Source organism: Curtanaerobium respiraculi, from assembly GCF_024609215.1.
Lineage (GTDB): Bacteria > Actinomycetota > Coriobacteriia > Coriobacteriales > Eggerthellaceae > Curtanaerobium > Curtanaerobium respiraculi.
On the sequence record NZ_JANIPD030000041.1, the window covers coordinates 42,383 to 62,784 of the forward strand.

General features: G+C 64.1%; 14 protein-coding genes. 11 read left to right on the forward strand and 3 right to left on the reverse strand.

The window, feature by feature from the left end; translation table 11 throughout:
- Positions 1–2 precede the first annotated feature (2 nt).
- Positions 3–974: a 4-hydroxythreonine-4-phosphate dehydrogenase PdxA gene (gene pdxA, locus NOV21_RS09620; RefSeq protein WP_283170851.1), complete on the forward strand. Its 972-nt coding sequence runs from the start codon at positions 3–5 to the stop codon at positions 972–974.
- Positions 975–1,398: 424 nt separating this feature from the next.
- Here pdxA and NOV21_RS09625 read toward each other — a convergent pair whose 3' ends face one another.
- Positions 1,399–1,689, reverse strand: a complete 291-nt coding sequence (locus NOV21_RS09625; RefSeq protein ID WP_283170850.1) for a type II toxin-antitoxin system YafQ family toxin — start codon at positions 1,687–1,689, stop codon at positions 1,399–1,401.
- 94 nt (positions 1,690–1,783) lie between these two features.
- On the opposite strand from NOV21_RS09625, the gene recJ reads away from it, so the two are divergent.
- The 6 genes from recJ to NOV21_RS09655 all read left to right on the forward strand — a co-directional run bounded on the left by recJ (position 1,784) and on the right by NOV21_RS09655 (position 11,739).
- Entirely contained in the window at positions 1,784–5,182 is a 3,399-nt protein-coding gene (gene recJ / locus NOV21_RS09630) for a single-stranded-DNA-specific exonuclease RecJ (RefSeq protein WP_283170849.1), read from the forward strand.
- Positions 5,169–7,571 carry a RelA/SpoT family protein gene (locus NOV21_RS09635; RefSeq protein ID WP_283170848.1) on the forward strand — a complete coding sequence of 801 codons (2,403 nt, stop codon included), beginning with the start codon at positions 5,169–5,171 and terminating at the stop codon, positions 7,569–7,571. Before recJ ends, NOV21_RS09635 begins: the two co-directional genes overlap by 14 nt.
- Positions 7,572–7,602: 31 nt before the next feature.
- On the forward strand, positions 7,603–8,262 hold the full coding sequence (locus NOV21_RS09640; RefSeq protein WP_283170847.1) for an MBL fold metallo-hydrolase: 660 nt from the start codon (positions 7,603–7,605) through the stop codon (positions 8,260–8,262).
- Between the two features lie 240 nt (positions 8,263–8,502).
- Complete coding sequence (locus tag NOV21_RS09645) at positions 8,503–9,132, forward strand: DUF47 domain-containing protein (protein ID WP_283170846.1); 630 nt, start codon at positions 8,503–8,505, stop codon at positions 9,130–9,132.
- A 154-nt stretch (positions 9,133–9,286) separates the two neighbouring features.
- Complete coding sequence (locus NOV21_RS09650) at positions 9,287–10,567, forward strand: aspartate kinase (protein WP_283170845.1); 1,281 nt, start codon at positions 9,287–9,289, stop codon at positions 10,565–10,567.
- 131 nt (positions 10,568–10,698) lie between these two features.
- Positions 10,699–11,739, forward strand: coding sequence for an aspartate-semialdehyde dehydrogenase (locus NOV21_RS09655; RefSeq protein WP_283170844.1), 1,041 nt, complete (start codon positions 10,699–10,701; stop codon positions 11,737–11,739).
- Positions 11,740–11,944: 205 nt separating this feature from the next.
- Here the strand turns inward: NOV21_RS09655 and ppk1 are convergent, their stop codons facing one another.
- Entirely contained in the window at positions 11,945–14,977 is a 3,033-nt protein-coding gene (gene ppk1 / locus NOV21_RS09660) for a polyphosphate kinase 1 (RefSeq protein ID WP_283170843.1), read from the reverse strand.
- A 194-nt stretch (positions 14,978–15,171) separates the two neighbouring features.
- Here ppk1 and NOV21_RS09665 point away from each other — a divergent pair, with 194 nt between their 5' ends.
- From NOV21_RS09665 to purM, 3 genes are all read left to right on the forward strand, one after another.
- A complete protein-coding gene (locus tag NOV21_RS09665; RefSeq protein WP_283170842.1) occupies positions 15,172–16,869 on the forward strand; it encodes a polyphosphate--AMP phosphotransferase in 1,698 nt (565 codons plus the stop codon).
- Between the two features lie 110 nt (positions 16,870–16,979).
- The gene (locus NOV21_RS09670; RefSeq protein WP_283170841.1) at positions 16,980–17,831 is read left to right on the forward strand and encodes a class B sortase; all 852 of its coding nucleotides are present in this window, start codon (positions 16,980–16,982) and stop codon (positions 17,829–17,831) included.
- 71 nt (positions 17,832–17,902) lie between these two features.
- Positions 17,903–19,141 (forward strand): phosphoribosylformylglycinamidine cyclo-ligase, encoded by a 1,239-nt coding sequence (gene purM / locus NOV21_RS09675; protein ID WP_283170840.1) that lies wholly within the window; start codon positions 17,903–17,905, stop codon positions 19,139–19,141.
- On the opposite strand, the gene NOV21_RS09680 is transcribed toward purM, so the two are convergent.
- Positions 19,117–19,404 (reverse strand): hypothetical protein, encoded by a 288-nt coding sequence (locus NOV21_RS09680; RefSeq protein ID WP_283171798.1) that lies wholly within the window; start codon positions 19,402–19,404, stop codon positions 19,117–19,119. The two genes, purM and NOV21_RS09680, sit on opposite strands and share 25 nt — an antisense overlap.
- Positions 19,405–19,535: 131 nt before the next feature.
- Here NOV21_RS09680 and purN point away from each other — a divergent pair, with 131 nt between their 5' ends.
- The gene (purN, locus tag NOV21_RS09685) at positions 19,536–20,159 is read left to right on the forward strand and encodes a phosphoribosylglycinamide formyltransferase (RefSeq protein WP_283170838.1); all 624 of its coding nucleotides are present in this window, start codon (positions 19,536–19,538) and stop codon (positions 20,157–20,159) included.
- Positions 20,160–20,402: the final 243 nt, after the last annotated feature.

Sequence of the window (20,402 nt, forward strand, 5' to 3'; positions counted from 1 at the left end):
TCATGATCAACGGCATCACCGTAGGCGACCCCGCGGGCGTCGGCCCCGAAATCGTCCTGAAAGCCCTGAAGCGCGCGGGCGAGTATCAAGCCCAGTACGTGGTATACGGCCCCACGAAGATCATGGAGTACTACAATGGCAAATTCGACCTGGGCTTCAAGTTCAGGGAAATCGAGACCCCCGAAGAGTACGAAGACGGGTTCGTGAACATGATCAACTGCAAGGACATGTCCATGGACGATTTCGAGGTGGGCCAGCTTTCCGCCGAATGCGGCGACGCCGCCTACCAGTACCTGGTGCGCGCGATCCACGATGCCATGGACGGCAAGATCGGCGCTGTGGTGACCGCGCCGCTGAACAAGGAGGCCATGCATATGGGCGGTCACATGTTCGACGGGCACACCGAGGTCCTGGCCACCGAGACCGGCACCGAGAAGTACGCCATGATGTTCATGGGGCCGGTGAAGATCGTGCACGTGTCCACGCACGTCTCCTTGAAGGAAGCCATCAACCGCGTGAAGAAGGAGCGCGTCCTCACGTGCATCGAGTTCGCCGACGACATCATGAAGAAGTCCGGCATCGACCATCCCAGCGTGGCCGTTGCCGGCGTGAACCCCCATGCCAGCGAGAACGGCCTGTTCGGCGATGAGGAAGCCAAGGAGATCATCCCGGCCATCGAGGCTGCCAAGGCCAAGGGCATCAACGCCATAGGCCCGCTGCCCCCGGACTCCATCTTCGCGAAGAACCTCAAGGGCGTGTACGACGTGACCATCGCCATGTACCATGACCAGGGGCATATCGCCGCGAAGATGGGCAACGTGGACAAATGCGTCAACTGCACGCTGGGCCTTCCCATCATCCGCACCTCCGTGGACCATGGCACGGCGTTCGACATCGCCGGCAAGGGCATCGCATCCGAGGAGAACATGCTCGAATCCATGAAGTACGCCGAGGTGTTCCAGTCGAGAAGTTAATCGCACGGGGTTCGGAAGAGTCCGCGCCCCGACCTGTTGTCGCATCGCATCAGCATTCCTTTACCTGCCGGTGAACTGACGCATTGCATCGAAGATGGGCGCTGGATTTTCCTTCCAGCACCCATCGTTGCGCAGGGGTGCCCAGGGCGGGCGCAATCCTTGTCGGCCAGATCCGTCAGGGGCCCCGCATCCGGTGCGGCATCGGCAGCAAAGGCCGCCGGGCCGCATGCCGGTGGCGGACTTCGTGCTCTCGCGCCCGCGGCGCGAGTGTGGACGGTAGGGTGTTTTTACCCCTACGTGGATAAACTTCTTGACATTTGCACGCGAGTGCAAAGGACGAGTTCGAGCAGACGTGCGGACTCGCGGCGGAGGCGGTTCCGTACCTCATACGAAACGGCTTGGAAAAGGCCCAGCAGGAATTCCATTAGCCGAACAGCTCGTCATGCGAACCCGTCCTCTGGAAGACTGCGAGTCCGTTGCCGGTGCGCCACACGAGCAGCCAGTCCCCTGCGTTAGCGATATGGCACTCGTTGCTGTCCGCCCAGCTCCCGTGCAGCTGGTACATGTTGCGATGCCGCTTAAGCTCTTCTTTGGATCCGTTGGTGTCCTCGAGCACAAGATTGACGGCCTCTTTGAGCGGGTTCAAGTCTATATGCTTCTTTGCCAGGCGCTTTAAGTCCCTTGCGAACTGTCCGGTGTACTTCGCGGTGAGCATCTACAACCCCATGGATGCGAACATCTGCTCCCGCGGCGTTGCAGTTTGTGCGACAATGCAGGGTGAGAAACGCGAACGTATTGAAGGTCTTATCATGTCCGCAAGGTTTAACATCCAAGCGGCGGATGCCGCCGCTGTAGGCGTGCTGCAACGCACGCTCAATCTCCCCCGGTTCATAGCGACGACGCTGGTGGCCCGCGGCGTCGACACGCCGCAGAAGACGCAGGAGTTCCTTTCCCCGTCGCTCGAGCGCGATTGGCTGAACCCCTACATCATCCCCGGCATGGGGGAGGTCGTCGACGGGTTGGAGGCGGCCCTGCGCGCGAGCCTGCGCATACTGGTGTTCGGCGATTTCGACCTCGACGGCATCAGCGCGACGACGGTGCTGACGCGGGGGCTGCGGGTTCTGGGGGGCGACGCGGTCCCATTCATCCCGCGCCGTTCGGACGAGGGGTATGGCCTCACCGAAGCCGCCATCGACCGGTTCATGGCGTTCGAGCCCGATGTGGTCATCACGGTGGATTGCGGAATAAGCTGCCGCGAGGAGGTCACCCTGCTTCAGCATCGGGGCGTCTCCGTGTTCATCACCGATCACCACGAACCCGGCGACCAAGTGCCTCAGGACGTGCCGGTGTGCGATCCCAAGGTCGATCCCGGCAATCCCAGCAGCGTGCTCGCGGGGGTGGGCGTCGCCCTGAAGATCGTGCAGGCCCTGGGCGCGCGCTTCGGCCAGCCCCATTTGTGGCGCGAATTCACGGATATCGCCACGTTGGGAACGGTCGCGGACCTCGTCCCCCTGGTGGGGGGCAATCGCGCGCTGGTCGCCGACGGGGTGCGCCGCATGAACGCCGCCCCCCGCCCCGCCATCGCAGCGCTGCTCGCCGCGGCGGGCGTGGCCGACAAGCCTGTTGCGGCGACCTCGCTCTCGTTCAGCGCGATCCCGCGGTTGAACGCCGCCGGCAGGATGGGCGACGCCCAGGTGGCGCTCGATTTGCTGCTGGAGGACGATTTCAACGAGGCGAGCCGGAAGGCCGTGCGTCTCGAGGAAATCAACGACCAACGGCGCGCCATCGAGGCGGAGCTCGCCGAGATCGCCCGCCTGCAGGCTCAGGAGGTCTACCACGGCCAACGCGCCCTGGTGGTCTCCGGAGAGGGTTGGCACGAGGGCGTGAAGGGAATCGTCGCCAGCCGCCTCGTGCGGACGTACGGCGTGCCCGTCATACTGTTCGCCATCGACGACGCCGGCGAGGCGCGCGGAAGCGGTCGAAGCGTCGGGCAGGTGAACCTGTTCAAAGCGGTCGAAAGCTGCGCCGACCTGCTCACACGGTTCGGCGGCCACGAGGCCGCGGTGGGGGTCACGCTTCCCGCCGACAAGCTTCCCGAATTCACCGAGCGGCTCTGCTCCTTCATGGACGGACTCCCGCCCGAGCTGTTCCATCCGCGCATCGATATCGATGCGGTGATCGACTTGGGCGAGCTCACGCTCGAGAATATCGAAAAAATGGAGGAGCTCGCCCCCTTCGGTCAGGAGAACCGCCAGCCGCGCTTCCTGGCCCAGGGCGTGCTCATGACGCGCAGCCGCGCCGTCGGTGCGGATAAGAACCATCTGTCGACCACGCTTTCCGACGGTCGCAATTCCATTGCGGGCATCATGTTCCACGCGGGCAGCAGCATCGAATCGCTGTTGCGGTGCTCGTGCGTGGTGGATGCCGCATTCGAGGTGCAGATCGACGAATGGCGCGGGCGCCGCAGCGTGAAGGCCCTGCTGACGTCCGTCGCCCCGGCGAAGCCATGCTGCGCGCTGGAATCCATGATCGAGCCCGAGCACCGCTCGTTCGTGGCGGGGCTGTTCGCCACCGATGACGACGAACTCTGCGCCGACTGCCAGGATGACGGCTCCGAGTGCATCGGGAGCATAGAGGCGGCCGAGGAGAGGCGCGAGCAGTGGAGGGCGCGCGCCCAGGAGGATCCGAGCGGCCTGCGCAGTTCCCTAGTCCGCTCCTTCATAGGGGAGGGCAGCCTGTTCCCCTCGCAGCAACGCGTGCTGGACGCTCTGCAAAAGGATGCGTCCACGCTTGCCGTCATGGCGACGGGGCGTGGGAAATCCCTGGCATTCCAGGTGGAGGCGGCCCGCCGTGCGCTGGAGCTGGGCCAGGCGAGCCTGCTCGTTTACCCGCTGCGCGCCCTCATCGCGGACCAGGCCTATCATCTGGCCTCGGCGCTCGACCGCTTCGGAATCGACGTCGAGGTCGTCACCGGCTCCTCCACGCCGGAGGAACGGCACGCGGTGTTCGACGGCATCGCGGACGGCACGGTGGATATCGTGCTCACCACGCCCGAGTTCCTCGGCTACCATGCGGCGGAATTCGCCCGGTCGGGGCGTATCGGGTTCGCCGTCATCGACGAAGCCCACCATATCGGCCAGGCACGCGCGGGCAACCGCATGGCATATGCCAGCATGGGGAAGCAGATCGCCGCGCTGGGCGATCCGGTGGTCCTCGCCCTCACCGCCACCGCCGACGCACGCGCCGCCTCCGAGATCGAAGGGCAGCTGCGCATCGAAAACCGCGTGCTCGACGATGCCGATCGCCCCAACATCCAGCTGGACGACCAGCGCAACATCCGCTTCCGGGAGAGCTACCTCGCCAATATCATCGCGACGGGCGAGAAGACCGTCGTCTACGTCAACTCGCGCAAGCGGAGCGTGACGCTCGCGCGCGAGCTTCGCAAACTGGTGCCCCAGATGGCGCCGTTCATCGGGTTCTACAACGCCGGCTTGCCGCGCTCCGATCGCGAGCGGGTGGAGGAGATGTTCCGCGGAGGCCAGATGAACGTGCTCATATCCACGAGCGCGTTCGGAGAGGGTGTGAACATCCCCGACATACGCCACGTGGTGCTGTTCCATCTCCCGTTCAACGATGTGGAGTTCAATCAAATGAGCGGCCGCGCCGGCCGCGACGGCGAGCCCGCCTGCGTGCATCTGCTGTTCGGATCGGCGGATGCGCGCATCAACCAGGGCATCTTGGAGGACTCCACCCCCGGCCATGATACGATGGCACAGGTGTACCGCGAATTGAAGCGTTTGAGCCAGGGCGCCGAAGCCGGCTTGGTGCATGTGTCCGACTCCGATCTCGCGGCCGCATGCGGCAACCGGGTCCCCGGCCACAAGGTGGCGCCCGCATCCGTCTCGTGCGCCATCGCGGTGTTCCGGGAGCTCGGCCTTGTCGAGACGGCCATATCCGATACCGAAGACGGCCAGGAGCGCGCCATCCGTTTCGTTCCCGGCAAGAGCAGGGTGGAGCTGACCGACAGCGTGCGCTATCGCGAGGGACTCGGCGAGATGGACGAGTTCAACGCGTTCTGCGCCTGGGTGATGAAGAGCCCCGTCGCGGTGCTGCTCGACCGCATCAGCCGTCCTATTCTTCCGAGCGAGACGGCGCGGCAGAGCGTTCCGCCGTTCCCGGAAAGGGGGGATCGACATGGGCGAGATTGATTCCGTTTCCGGCGAAACCATGCTGGGCGAGGCCCTTGACCCAGTGGGGGGACCGTATCGCTTCAGCGACGGGTCCGATGCGTTGATCGGACGCGCTCATGCCAGCGAGCTATCGTTCGCCGCCAACGTGGGCGAGGCGGATCCCGCGCGCGTGGTCAGCAAAACGCCCGAGGAGCGTTTCGCGCTGCTGCAGGAGAAGACATCCGGCTACCTTTCGACCGATGAGGAAGAGCTGCTGAAGAAGGCGTTCGAGTTCGCGCGCGACGCCCATGCGGGGCAATGCCGCAAAAGCGGCGAGCCCTTCATCAGCCATCCGGTGGAGGTGGCGCTGATCCTCGCGGATTTGCGCATGGATGTCGAGACCCTGTGCGCGTCCCTGCTCCACGATGTCGTAGAGGACACGTCATACACGAAGGAGCAGATCGCCGAGGATTTCAACGAGAACGTCGCCGCGCTGGTGGACGGCGTAACGAAGATCACGCGAATCGAGGTGGAGAACCTCTCCGACGAGCAGGCCCAGACCATCCGCAAGATGTTCGTCGCCATGAACAAGGATATCCGCACCGTCGTGATCAAGCTTGCCGACCGCCTGCACAACATGCGCACGCTATCCGCGCTGCCGGAGGACCGTCGCATCTTCAAGGCGCGCGAGACGATGGAGATCTACGCGCCCATCGCGCACCGCTTCGGCATGGGAAGCGTCAAATGGGAGCTCGAGGACCTCTCGTTCTTCTACCTGGAGCCGAACAAATTCAAGCAGATCTCGCGCATGGTGCAGGAGAGCCGCACCGAGCGCGAAGCGTACTTGGGCCGCGTGATCGACATCCTGCGCCGCGAGATGGACAAGGTCCACATCGACTGCCAGATCATGGGGCGTCCCAAGCACCTGTACAGCATTTACCGCAAGATGACGGTGCGCGACAAGGATTTCAGCGAGATCTACGACCTGATCGCCGTGCGCATCATCGTCGACACCGTCGCGCAATGCTATTCGGCGCTGGGCGCGGTGCATAGTCTGTGGCAGCCCATGCCCGGGCGCTTCAAAGACTACATCGCCATGCCGAAGTACAACATGTACCAGAGCCTGCACACCACGGTCATCGGCCCGGCGGGCCGCCCGCTGGAGGTTCAGATCCGCACGGTCGAGATGCATCGCATGAGCGAATACGGCGTGGCGGCGCACTGGCGCTACAAAGAGGGCGGCAAGAGCGACGAGCAATTCGACAAGCAGCTCGCCTGGCTGCGCCAGATGATGGACTGGCAGGATGAGACGCAGGACAGCCGCGAGTTCTTGAAGAACCTGAAGGTTGACCTGGCGCCGTCCGAGGTGTTCGTGTTCACTCCGAAGGGGGACGCGAAGAGCATGCGCGCCGGCAGCACGCCGGTCGACTTCGCCTATGCCATCCACACGGAGGTGGGGAACCACTGCGTGGGGGCGAAGGTGAACGGGAGCATCGTGCCGCTTTCATACAAGCTGCAGATGGGCGATCGCGTGGATATCCTCACGCAGAAGAGCGCGACCCCGAGCCGCGACTGGATGTTCATGGTCAAGACGCCGCGCGCACGGTCGAAGATCCGATCGTACTTCGCGCGGGCGACGCGCGCCGACGATATCCAGGAAGGGCACGACCGCATCACGCGGGAAGTGCGCAAGCAGGGGCTCGGCATCAGCAGCCCGGCGGGCCAGCGCGCGCTTCGCCAGGTTGCGTCGCATATGGGCTTCAAGGACGTGGATGACATGCTCGCCGCCGTGGGCACCGGCAAGGAGAGCCTGCAGAGCGTGTCCCAGCGCGTCCTGAAGGTGCTGAGGCCCGACGAGGAGGCGAAGCCCGAGCATTCGCTCGAATCGTTCATGAGCACGGGGAAGACCCCGCCGATGGTCACGAGCGTGCGCCATCCGAAGACGAATAAGGCCAAGAAGGCCAGCAACGGCGTGATCGTGCAAGGCGAGGGCGGCATGCTCGTGCGCCTGTCGCGCTGCTGCAACCCCGTTCCGGGCGACGATATCGTGGGCTTCGTCACGCGCGGGCGCGGGGTGTCGGTGCATCGCCGCGATTGCCCCAATGCCGCGGCGCTGCTGGAGCGCACCGAGCGCATCATCCCCGTGGCATGGGAGAACGCCACGCAGATGGACACTTCGTTCAAAGTGGAGGTCGGGTTGGAGGGGCTCGATCGCATGGGGTTGCTCGGCGAAGTGGTCGCGGTCTTCTCCGAAGGCGGGGCCAACGTGCTCACCTCCAGCACATCGGTGCATCGCGACGGGATCGTCGAGATGCGGTTCTTGTTCCAGGTGAGCACCGTTTCCGCCATCAACCGCATCATCACCCGGCTGAACTCCATCGAGGGCGTGTTCGACGCCCATCGTCTGATGCCGGGCGAGAAGGGATAGATCGGCCGAAGGGCCCTTTGGAAGGACGGCAATGAGAACATACCAGGTGGACGGTGGATGCCTTTCGCTGCGCTTCGCGGTGATGGGGCCCATCGAGAACAACGTGTACCTGATAGGCGATGGCGCCGGCGGCACGATCGTGGTGGATCCCACGGCCCATGCGCAGGGCATCGTGGAGCTTGCAGGGGCGGCAGAGGTCAGCGCGATCTTCGTCACCCATCGCCATTGCGACCACATCGGGGCGCTCGCCGACCTGAAGAGGCTGACGGGCGCGCCGGTGTTCGCGTCGGAAATCGATGCGAAGCGCATCGAGGCGGGTCAGAGGGACGAGGGGCTCCGCCTCGACGTCCCGCCGTGCGCCGTGGATCGGAAGCTGCGCGACGGGGATGAGTTCACCGTGGGCGCTTCCTCGTGGAGGGTGCTGCTCACGCCGGGGCACACGCCGGGCGGACTGTGCTATTTCTGCCAGAAGGGGGATCGCTCCGGCGCGCCCCTGCTGGTGTCGGGCGACACGCTGTTCCGCGCGAGCATCGGGCGGACGGATTTCGAGGGCGGAAGCATGGCCGACATGCGCAAAAGTCTGCGCAAGCTGGGCACGCTCCCCGACAGCACCATCGTCCTGCCCGGGCACAACCAGCTGACCAGCATCGGGGACGAGCGCGTTCGCGTGATCGAGGCCCTGCGGCGCTGAGTCGGCGGGGCCGCCGCCCGCATCATCCCCTGCATCGCCCTGCATCATCCCGCACATGATTCGCGTAGGATTCGTAGGTTGAATTTCTAACCGCACCCCCCAGTGTTGCGGTTACATTTGCAACCAACCTTCGCGTAGGATTCGTCCCCCGCTTGGTAACCGATCGGCCGCAGCCGTGTGATATGAGGTAGAATCCAAAGCGTATCTGCGTATCTGCGCCCGGTAGAAGGGGAGTTCAACATGCCTCGCAAGAAAAAGTACGACTATTTCGCAGCGTTCGAAAAGCAGATGGACTACGCCATGCAGGAAGTCGACCTCCTCATCAGCGTGGTGGAGAATTTCGAGACCGCTGAGAAGCTTGCCGAGGTCATCCCCCTAGCGCACGAGATCGAGCACGCCGCGGACGAGGTGAACCAGTCGACATTCGCCGCGCTGGCAGCCGATTTCATCACGCCGCTCGACCGCGACGATATCATCTCGATCGCCTCGGCGCTCGACGATATCGTCGACGACGTGGAGGACGTCATCCACCTCTTCTACATGATGGACGTCCATTTCATGCATCGCGACGTCGCGGGCAGCGTCATCCTCATCCGCAAGAGCTGCGAGGCGCTGAAGGTTGCGGTCCATGAATTCGTCAACCGCAAGCAGAAGAAGAAGTTCCATGCCGCGATTCAGGAAGTGAACGCCCTGGAAGTGCAGGCGGACGAGTTCTACGAGCGCGAGATGCACAAGCTCTACACCACCGATAGCGAGAACCCGCTCCGCGTGATGGTGTGGACCCGCATCTTCGACCGCATCGAAGAGGTTTCGGACGATTGCGAGCACGTCGCCGACCTGATGAGCAGCATCAGCATCACGAACGCGTAGCCTCCGCATCTCCTTGCAGCCAAGCGCCCGGCCTCCGTCGGGGCGCTTCCCCCGTCTTCCATCCGCTGAACCGTCCAACCTTGTGGATTTCGACGCAGTCGCTACTCCGTCCTGCTATAGTAAAACCCGCTACGTTGATCGACAGGAAGACCTTATGGCACTCATCGTTGCTAAATTCGGCGGAACCTCCGTTGCGTCGCCCGAGCGCATAAAAATGGTTGCCAAGCGCCTTATAGGGATGAAGCAGGCGGGGGATCGCCCCGTTGCCGTCGTCTCGGCCATGGGTAAGAGCACCGATGAGCTGGTGGGGCTTTCCCACGCCCTGTCGAAGAACCCCCCCGCGCGCGAGATGGACCGCCTGCTTTCGACGGGCGAGCACGTCTCCATGTCGCTGTTGGCGATGGCCATCGAGGCCATGGGGTACCGCGCCATGAGCTTCAGCGGCCGGCAGGCGGGCATCCGCACCACCGGCGAGCATTCCAAAGCGAAGATCACGCTCGTGCATGCCGATCGCATACAGAACGCGGTCGATGCGGGCATTGTTCCCGTGATCGCGGGGTTTCAGGGCATTGATGACAACGGCGATATCACCACGTTGGGGCGCGGCGGTTCCGACACCACTGCGGTTGCGGTCGCCTACGGCATCGGGGCCGATGTGTGCGAGATATTCTCCGACGTCGACGGCGTGTATACCGCCGATCCGCGCGTCGCCCCCCGCGCGCGCAAGCTCGATGCGATCAACTACGACGATATGCTCGAGCTGTCGAGTGCCGGCGCAGGGGTGCTGCAGAGCCGTGCCGTGGAGTTCGCGCGGAAGTACAACGTCATCATCCACGCCCGGTCGGCATTTTCCGATTCGCCCGGCACGCTCATCAAGGAGGCCGATTCTCAGATGGAGCAGGCAGTTATCACCGGCATCGCCCACGATACGAGCGAGGTGAAGGTGACGATTCGCGACGCGCAGGACCGTCCCGGCATCGCTGCCCGCGTGTTCAGCGCGCTGGCGGGCAACATGGTGAACGTGGACATGATCATACAGAACATCAGCGAGGACGGCCATACCGACATTAGCTTCACCTGCCCGGAGGCGGACCTCGGCCGCGCGCGCGGCACGGTGGAGAGCTTGCTCGACACCATCGGGGCCCGCGGGTACGCGGTCGACGAGAATATCGCCAAGGTAAGCGTGGTGGGCACGGGCATGAAGAGCAGCCCCGGCGTCGCCGCGCGCACGTTCACCGCGCTCTCCGACAACAACGTCAACATACTGCTTATCAGCACCAGCCCCATCCGCCTTTCCGTGGTGGTATCCGCCGACCAAGTCGAGCTTGCGGTGCGCTGCCTCCATACCGCGTTCGGGCTGGATTCCGACAGCGTCTTCGAGGAGAAGATGCTGTCCGCCCAGGAGCTGGCGGATAAGAAGAGCAAGGGCCGCTAGCGAATGTTCCGCCGGCGGCAATCGATGGAGCCCGGGTCCCGGACCTCGGGCCGCCCATCCTCTGGACCGCTTCCCGGATGCCCCTCCCGGCTGCCGGATGCGAAACGCGAACGTCGATGAAGGAGATAGAAATGGCTTGGACGAAACAGATGCCCGCGAACCCCGTGGTCGCGGTATGCGGTGCGACGGGTGCGGTGGGGCATGAGTTCCTGAAGGTCCTCACCGACGTGGATTTCCCCGCCGCGGAGGTGCGCGCGCTCGCTTCGGCGAAATCCGCCGGCAAGCAGTTGCCCTTCGGCGGATGCGGCAGAGCGCGGGCGGGCAAGCTGACGGTCCGGGAGATGGGCCCCGAAGCGTTCGAAGGCGTCGACATCGCCCTGTTCAGCGCAGGTGCCGACATTTCCCGCACGTTCCGCGATGCGGTTGTCTCCGCCGGTGCGGTGATGATCGACAACAGCAGCGCGTTCCGCATGGAGGACGGCGTCCCCCTGGTGGTGCCCGAGGTCAATCCCGGGGATGCCGCGATGCACGACGGCGTCATAGCCAATCCCAACTGCTCCACCATCGAGATGGTCGTGGCGCTCAAGCCCCTGGCGTGCATCGCCCCGATCAAGCGCGTCGTGGTCTCCACGTATCAGGCGGCCAGCGGTGCGGGGCTTCCCGCCATGGTCGAGCTGTACGACCAGACGCGCAACTACCTCGACTCCATCACCATGGAGGCGAATGCGTTCGCGCATCCGCTGGCGTTCAACTGCATTCCCAAGATCGATCGCATGATGGACGACGGCTCCTCGAGGGAGGAGTGGAAGATGGTCGTGGAGACGCAAAAGATCATGCACGATCCCTCGATCGGCGTGAACGCCACCTGCGTGCGCGTGCCGGTGGTGCGCTGCCACGGTGAGTCCGTCAACGTGGAGTTCGCCGCTCCGGTCAGCGTGGAGACCGCGCGCGAGGCATGGAGCGCCGCCCCCATGGTCGAGATCATGGACGATCCCGCGAACGAGGTGTACCCGATGCCCGGCGAGCTGGCCGGCACGGATCCCGTGTACATAGGCCGCGTCCGCAAGGACGCCTCCGTTGAAAGCGGGCTGTCCTTCTGGCTGGTCATGGATCAAATCCGCAAGGGCGCTGCGTTGAACGCCGTCCAAATCGCCCAGCTGTTGCTTCCATGATCGCGCTGTGTGACCCAAGGGATCCGGGACTGCATCGAAAGCCCTGAACTAGTCGGCGGGATATCCCAGATGGGATGTCCCGCCGAATCAATTATGTGGCGGCTCGTTTCGCTCCGCCTTCCTTTGATCTCGGCGGCGTCCGTCGCCGAGATCCCAGCTTACCTTCCGGCATCGGGCGATCATCCGGTACCGCGTGGGGCGCTGCCTACTTGTCGGAGCGGAATAGCCGCGCGAAGAACCCGCCGATGCCGCGTCCCTTCTCGCCGGGCGCCGGCTCCTCGGGCGCGGGGGCGCCGGGTGCCTCTTGCGCTGCCGGGGCATCGACCGCGGCTTCGGGACGGGTGGCTGCCGCTTCCTCCGAGGCGGCTCCTTCCCGAGCCTCGGGTTGCGCTACCGCGGCTTTCCCCGTTGGCGCATCAGCCTGCGGGGTGGTGGCGGGTTCCGGCTCGACGGGGGCCTCCGCGGCTGCTTCAGGTTCGCCTGGCGCGCCTTCCGCGGCAGGATCCGCCTTCTCCGCACGGGGAGCGGCGGCATCTCCCTTCCTCGTCTCGACCGCGTTCTCAGCCGGGGTGGCTTCCAATTCCGCATCCGCATCTTCGAAGTCCTCCGCCAGCTCGTCGGGGGCGGGTTTGATCGACTCGGCCTTCGCATGGGCCGGGACGGCTGGAGCGGGAATGGGGGCAGGGGCGGACATGACCGCATGCTCGATATCGCCCACTTCCGCCCTCGCGTGCGCGGGCCTCTTCGTCGCGGCGACGGCGACGGGCATCGCGGCTGCCAGCGCCGCGGCGATGGCGGGTGCCATCTTGGCGGCATCTTCCAGCCCCACCGTGTCGGTGATGGCTTTCATCGCGGCCCGGATGTACGGCTCGTATGCCTCCTCCTCGGTGTTCATGTCGTGGTTCAGGGCTTCGGCGTAAATCGCCTCCAAGTCGGATTGTGCCTCGCGTTCGCGTGCCTGATCGCGTTCCTTCTCGCGGGCGTGGAAGGAGAGCTTCTCGTAGGCGGTCTTCTCGGAGAGCTCGATCTCGCGCGCGGCGGCGGATTCTTCGGCCGCCTGTACGATCAGATGCTCCTGGGCGTTGAACGCCTCGTCCCCGTCCTTCTTCAGGGCGCGCAGCGGGGTGTAGGTGCCGTCGGGCAGCAGCTCGCGCAGCTTCACATTGTCTCGCAGGCAGGCATCTATGTAATCGAGCACCCGCTGCCGCGGTTCCTCCCCCGTGACGGGCCATGCGATCTCAACGCGCTTATCCATGTTGCGGGTCATCAAGTCGGCGCTGGCGAGGTACAGGCGCATATCCTCCCGCGCTCCGAAGCCGTAGATGCGGCTGTGCTCGAGCAGGCGTCCCACGATGGACACCACGCGCACGTTGTCGGTGTATCCCCCCACCTGCGGGATGAGGCATGAGATGCCGCGCACCAACAGGGTGACCGGGACGTTCGCCTGGCTCGCTTCCGCGATCTTGTTGATGATGTCCTTGTCGGTCACGCTGTTCGTCTTGAAGAACAAGCCGCACGGCTTGCCCTCCTTCGCAAGGTCGATCTGCCCCTGGATGCCGGCGATGATGTTCTGCTTGATCTGCAATGGGGCAACCCACAGCGTCTTATAGTCGCTGCTCGCGTTCTCCAGGCCCATGTTGCGGAAGAATTCGACCGCGTCGCGGCCGATGGCGGGATCGGTGGTGATGAAGCTGAAATCGGTGTAGAGCTTGGCGGTCTTCTCGTTGTAGTTGCCGGTGCCCAGCTGCGTGATGTGCTGCAGCCCCTCGGGCGTGCGGCGCGTGATGTAGCAGATCTTGCTGTGCACCTTGTAGTCGTGGAACCCGTAGATGACGTTGCATCCCGCTTCCTCGAAGCGCTGAGACCACTGGATGTTGTTGCTCTCGTCGAAGCGTGCACGCAGCTCGAACAGGGCGGTCACGTTCTTGCCCGCCTCGGCAGCCGCGATGAGCGCCTCCGCCAGATGCGATTGGCTCGCCAGGCGGTAGAGGGTGATCTTGATCGATACCACGTACGGATCTGCCGCCGCCTCGCGCAGCAGCTGCACGAACGGGTCCATGCTCTCATAAGGGTATGACAGCAGCACCTCGCGCTCTTGGATCTGCTTGAGGATCGGCGCGTCGCGGCGCAGCTGCCCCGCCCAGGCGGGAGCGAACGGTTTGCTCGTCAGCTTGGCGCGGACGTCGCCATCGACCATGCCCGGCAGCGCGAACGCGAAGCCCATATCGAAGGGGACCGTCGTGGTGTACACCTGGTACGGCTCCAGCTTCAGGCGGGCTAGGAGGAACTCGCTGACGGTTGGCGACAGCTTGTTCTTGGATTCCAAGCGCACGGGCGCCAGGCGCGCGCGCTTCTTCAGGATCTTCTTCATGTGTTCGCGATAATCCTCTTCGCCCTCGTCGGCGGTTTCGGTGCTGTCGAGATCGGCGTTGCGCGTGACGCACACGATGTTCGAATGCTTGACCGTGTACATGCTGAAGATCCTCTTCGCGCTTGCTTCCAACGCGTCTTCCAACAGGATGTAGTTGAATCCCTCGCCGGGCACCTTGATGACGCGCGGTGCCTGTCGCGGCAGAGGCACGATGCCCAGCGTCACGCCTTCGGCGCCCTGGTTCTTCAGGCGCTTGCGCTCCTCTTTCGCGGCCTTCTTCTCCGCCTTGGTCATATCGGCGAGCGCGTTCGGGTCCTCGTCTATAAGGCGCACGATGATGTAGATCGACCCGTTTTCCAGATGGGGGAACGGATGCCGCGCGTTGATGATCTGCGGGGACAGGTAGGGGAGCGCGCTGGTTGCCAAGACGTCGCTCACGTAGTCGCGCTGGTTCTCATCCAGGTCGTCGTACTGCAGGTGGTGGATGCCCTCGGCGGCGAGCTGCTCGTCGATTTCATGGTAGATCTGTTCTTGCAGCGGGTACAGCTCATGGCAGCGGGCGTAGATGGCGTCCAATTGCTCGGCGGGGGTCATGTTGCTCTTCGTGTCGATGATGGGCTGTTTGAGCAGTTCCAAATCGGTGAGGCTGCCCACGCGCACCATGAAGAATTCCTGCAGATTGCTGGTGAAGATGCTGACGAACTGCAGGCGCTCGAGCAGCGGGACGGTCTCGTCGCGGCCTTGGTCGAGGCAGCGCTGGTCGAAGGTGAGCCAGGAGAGCTCGCGATTCTGCATGTAGGGAACGCGCGCGGCCTTGCGGGCCTCGGCGTCGGCTAAGGCGGATGATGCGGGGGATTTCTTATCCATGTTTTCCTCCAGGACGAACGTTTCTGGATGTCTCCATTCTAGCCGACCTGCCCCGTGCCGCCCGCTTTATTTCTTGGGTGAACGACGTCGTGCGCAAGTTGCCCGGCTGGTTCCATCCGCTTTGCCCCATCTGCCGTCCGCGGCGTCGGTGTACAATCGTCCCATGGGCGAATCGCGCATCTAAGGGGGTCCGCATGCTGGACAAAATCGATTTCGACGTAGCTCCCATCACGAAGGAGGAGTACAAGCCGGTCCATGACGAGCTGGTCAAACGATTGGTGGTGCTGCAGCAGGAAGCGAATTCCAAGGGCATCGGGCTCGTGGTGCTGTTCGAGGGGTGGGACGGCGCCGGCAAGGGCGGCCGTATTTCCGATCTGCTGTACAACCTGGATGCCCGCGCCACCGGGGTGCATGTGACGGAGAGTTTCGATACCGAGACCGCCAAGCGCCTGCGCAAGAGCAAGCGGGGGGTCAGCAGCTATTTTCCCATGATGCAGCAGTTCTGGAGCGCGCTGGGGCCGCGCGGCAACATGACCATCTACGATCGCGGGTGGTATCGCGATGCCCTGCAGAGGCTCGTGTACGGCGATCCGGACAGAACCATCAAGGATTTTGCAGATAATTTCGATGACGTCGCCGATGTGCGCAGCTACCTGGATAGCACGCGTGCCTTCGAGAGGCAGCTGTTCGACGACGGCTACATCGTCGTGAAGTTCTTCCTGCATATCTCGAAGAGAACCCAGCGCAAGCGTTTGAAGGGGCTGGCATCCGACCCCCAGACGTCATGGCGCGTCGAGAAGCGCTCCCTCGACACCATGGAGGATTACGATGAGAAGTACAAGCTGTACGAGAAGATCCTTCCGCTGACCAACTACGACTTCGCCCCATGGGTGGTGTTGAACGGGGAAGACCGCCGCCGCGCCAATCTGGGCATCGCGCGCACGCTGGTCGCGGTGCTGGATGACGCGCTGCACGCCGCGCCCGATCCCGAGGCGGTTGCCGCCGCCGCCAAGGCGGCTGCCAACAGCGCGGGCCGTGCCGAGAAGGACGAGAAGGACGAGCGGAGCCGCACGCCCGAGGAGCAGGCGAAGGTCCGCGAGAAGAACGAAGCGATCGCGCGAGCCCAGGCCGCCGCCGCGCCCGAGAGATCGGAGCGCTTCGTCGTTCCCAGCGACCATCCCACGCTCACCGGCGCGGACTACCATCTGCGCCTTGCTCCCGATGCGTACAAGAGGGCGCTGAAGAAGGAGCAGGACCGCCTGTTCAACCTCGAGATGGAGATGTACGTCAAGCGCGTGCCGCTCATCCTCATGTACGAGGGGCAGGATGCGGCCGGCAAGGGCGGGAACATCAAGCGCGTCGCGCAGGCATTGGATGCGCGCGCATACACCATCTTCCCCAGCCCCGCCCCCACCAAGCCCGAGCTGATGCACCCGTTCCTCTGGCGCTACTGGACGCGCCTGCCGAAGGCGGGACACGTGGGCATCTACGACCGCAGCTGGTACGGGCGCGTGCTCGTGGAGCGCGTGGAGGGATTCGCGAGCAGCGGCGAGGTCGCGCGTGCTTACGACGAGATCAACGAATTCGAGCGCGATTTGGTCGATTGGGGCGCGATCCTGCTGAAGTTCTGGGTGGAAATCGACCGTGAGGAGCAGATGCGCCGGTTCGAGGCCCGCGCCGCCGATCCGAGCAAGCAGTGGAAGATCACCGACGAGGATTGGCGCAACCGCGACAAGTACCCGCAGTACCGCGAGGCGGTGGAGGACATGTTCCGCCTGACCAGCACCGATTTCGCGCCATGGATCATCCTGGAGAGCAACGACAAGCATTATGCCCGCGTGAAGGCGCTGCGCATCATCAACGACGCGTTGGAGAAGCGCCTGCACGGATAGAGGCCGGAGGGGATCCTCGTCGACGCCGGTCGGGACGGCCTTCCCTGCAGGATTTCTGGAAGTTCGAAATGCGGGCGTCCTCGCCGCTCATCCGCATGTAAGGTGAGGGCATGAGCGGTTCCAAACGTATATTCTGGCGCGTGGTCTTCTGGCTGGCGCTCGCGGTATTCGCCATCTCGGCCGGTGCGCTGGCGTACTTCGCCTACACGTACTGGAAGGCGGACGCCGATTACGCCGACGTGGCATCCAAGGCGTTCCCCGTCTCCGAATCGTCGGCATCGGCGCCGCTTTCGCTTTCCGATATGACGGTCGATTGGGATTACCTGCGCAGCGTGAACGAGGACGTGGTCGCATGGGTGTACGTGCCGGGCACGCGCATCAACTACCCGGTCGTGCAGGGCGCGAACAATGACGAATACCTGCATACGAGCTTCTCCCAAGATGGGAGCTTCGGCGGGCGCGGCGGGGCGATCTTTCTCGATACGCTATGCGCGCCCGATTTCAGCAGCGGGAACAGCGTGATGTACGGCCACCATATGAACGACGGGAGCATGTTCGCCGCGCTGTCCGATGACCTGACCAGCCAGGAGGGGTTCAACGCCGTGCGGACGGTGTACGTGCTCACGCCTGCCCGCAACTTCAAGTGCGACCTGTTCGCCCTGGTGCGCACCACGGGCTCCGACTTGCTTGCCCAGGCGGATTTCGCGACGGATACGGACCGCGTGCGCTACGTGCAGGACAAGATCGACCGCAGTATCGTGCGGCCTGACGGTGGATTTCCCTCCGCCGAGGCCGTCGGGCAGCTGTTCACGCTTGCCACATGCGATTACGCCCAAAAGGATGGACGTGCCATCGCATTCGCCCGCGTTACGGAGACGGCGGTTCCGGGCGGGCGGGCAAGCGGCGGCATCGTCGATGCCGGCGATGCCTCTGCCGTCCGCAGTGCCGCTTCGGGGGAGTAGCCGCGTCGCTTCCATCCGCTCTTCCCCGATGTTGTAAACTACCTGTATCCCGAGGTTAGGAGACGATTGCCATGACCGACCGCATTATGGTGAGCCCCGGCTCTGCCGAAGACGCCCCCGCCATGCCCAGCTGGGTGGGCGAGGACACGGTTACCTACGCCCAGGCCGGTGTCGACACGGCCGAAGGCGCCCGCGCCGTGGACGCCATCAAGGAAAGCGTGCATAGCACCTACCGGCCCGAGGTCGTGGGCGATATCGGGGGGTTCGGCGGCTTGTTCAGCCTTGCCGCCGCGAAGGATATGGAAGACCCTCTGCTGGTATCCGGGACGGACGGCGTGGGCACGAAGCTCCAGTTGGCGAAGATCGCCGGCAAGCACGATACGGTCGGCATCGATTTGGTGGCGATGTGCGTGAACGATATCCTCGCCACGGGTGCCGAGCCGCTGTTCTTCCTGGACTACATTGCCATCGGCAAGCTGAAGAGCGAGGCGGTTGCCGAGATCGTCAATGGGATCGCGGAAGGCTGCAAGCAGGCCGGCTGCGCCCTCATCGGCGGCGAGATGGCGGAGCATCCGGGCGTCATGGACCCCGACGAGTACGACTTGTCCGGCTTCGCCGTGGGCATCGTCGACCGTGCTGCCATGCTCGATCCGGCCCAGGTGGAAGAGGGCGACGTCCTGCTCGGCCTGGCTTCCAGCGGCCTGCACTCCAACGGCTATTCCCTCGCGCGCAAGGTGTGCACCGAAGGCCGCACGCATTACGAGGTGACCCTGCCTCGGCCCAGCCTGGGGGGTCGCAGCGTTCTCGATGCCCTGCTGCAGCCGACGCGCATCTACGTGAAGCAGGTGAGGGCCGTCCTGGAGCAGCATCCCGGCGCCGTGCACGCGCTCGCCCACATCACCGGCGGCGGCATCACCGAAAACCTGAACCGAGCCCTGCCGAAGCATCTCGATGCCCGGGTCGAGGTCGGATCGTGGGAGATGGAGCCCATCATCCCGTTCGTCTGCGCCGCCGCCCGCCTGACCGAGGGCGATGCGCTCAAGACGTTCAACATGGGTCTCGGCATGATCCTGATCGTGAAGCCGGAAGCCGCCGATGCCGTGAAAGCCTCGCTTGAGGCGCAGGGCGAGACGGTGTATCGCGTGGGCACGGTGGTGAAGGGTTCCGGCGAGGTCTCATATGTCAACGAAGAGGATTTGTTCCCCGAGTTGCCGAGCGATCGCGAGGTGCCGCCCGCACCCGTCGTGCCCGATCCGGCGAACCGCACCACCGAACGCGATACTTTCTACGACGAAGAGGCCGACGAGTAGGAGCTTTGCCGAACGGAAGCGCCCCCGTCTGCACGGGGGAGGCTGTTGCGGATGAGGTCGATCGGCTGGCCTTTGCGGATGAGGCCGAGCGGCTGGCCTTTGCGGATGAGGCCGAGCGGCTGGCCTTTGCGGATCGGCCCCGCCTGCACGGGGGAAGCTGTACCGCCCCGCCCCGCCCCGCCCTGCATGTCGGATCCGAGCACCCCGCCTGCACGGGGGAGGCTGTCTAGAAACCCCCTCTGAGACTTCTGCTCATACGGCATATAGCATTTCAAGAAACATATAGATACTCTATGATGCATGTTTGAACAGATTGATAGGAGTTTTTAGACAGCCTGGGGGAGGGGACGCTTTCCCATCCGAGTCCAATCGCTGCGCGAAGAAGGGAAGTCGCATGCAAGAGCCTTTGAAAATCGGTGTCCTGATCAGCGGCAGCGGCACCAACCTGCAGGCGATCATCGACGAGATCGCCGCCGGCAGGCTGAACGTCGAGATCGTCCTGGTGCTCTCGAGCCGGCCCGATGCCTACGGGCTGAAGCGGGCGGCGGAGGCGGGCGTCCAGACCATGTCCCTTAATCGGGACGTATACGCCGATGCCGAGGCCGCCGATGCGCTCATAGCGTCCGTATTCAAGCGCGCCGGCGCGGAATACCTCGTCATGGCGGGGTACATGCGCATGGTCGGACCCATCGTCCTCGGTACGTTCGAGGATAGGGTGGTCAACCTCCATCCGGCGCTGCTGCCCAGCTTCAAGGGCGCCCATGCGATACAGGATGCTTTCGAAGCAGGCGTCAAAGTGACCGGAGTGACTGTGCACTTCGCCAATGCCGAATACGACAAAGGCCCCATTGTGGCGCAGCGTGCCGTGCCCGTACGCGAGGATGATACGGTGGACACGCTGGAGGCGCGCATTCACGAGGTAGAACACGAGCTGTATCCCTGGGTGCTGGGCCACCTGGCCAACGGCGACATCTCCGTCGACCCCGCCACGCGCCGCGTCCACATCGCCAACGCGTAGCTGCATGTGGCAAACCCCAGAGGTCTCCGCAGGTGTGCGGCGCTGTACGCTTTCTCCCGCAGCGCTGCTTTTGTCGCTGCGGGTTTGTCGCTGCGGGATGCGGGGTTTGCCGTTGGCGGTTTGTCGCTGGGGGATGCGGGGTTCGTCGCATGTGCGGCCAGTTTTGCGCCATGTGTGGTTGGTTCGCGATAGAAATACAAATTGTTACTAGTTTTAGGCTCTATTAATATCAAAAACGGATAA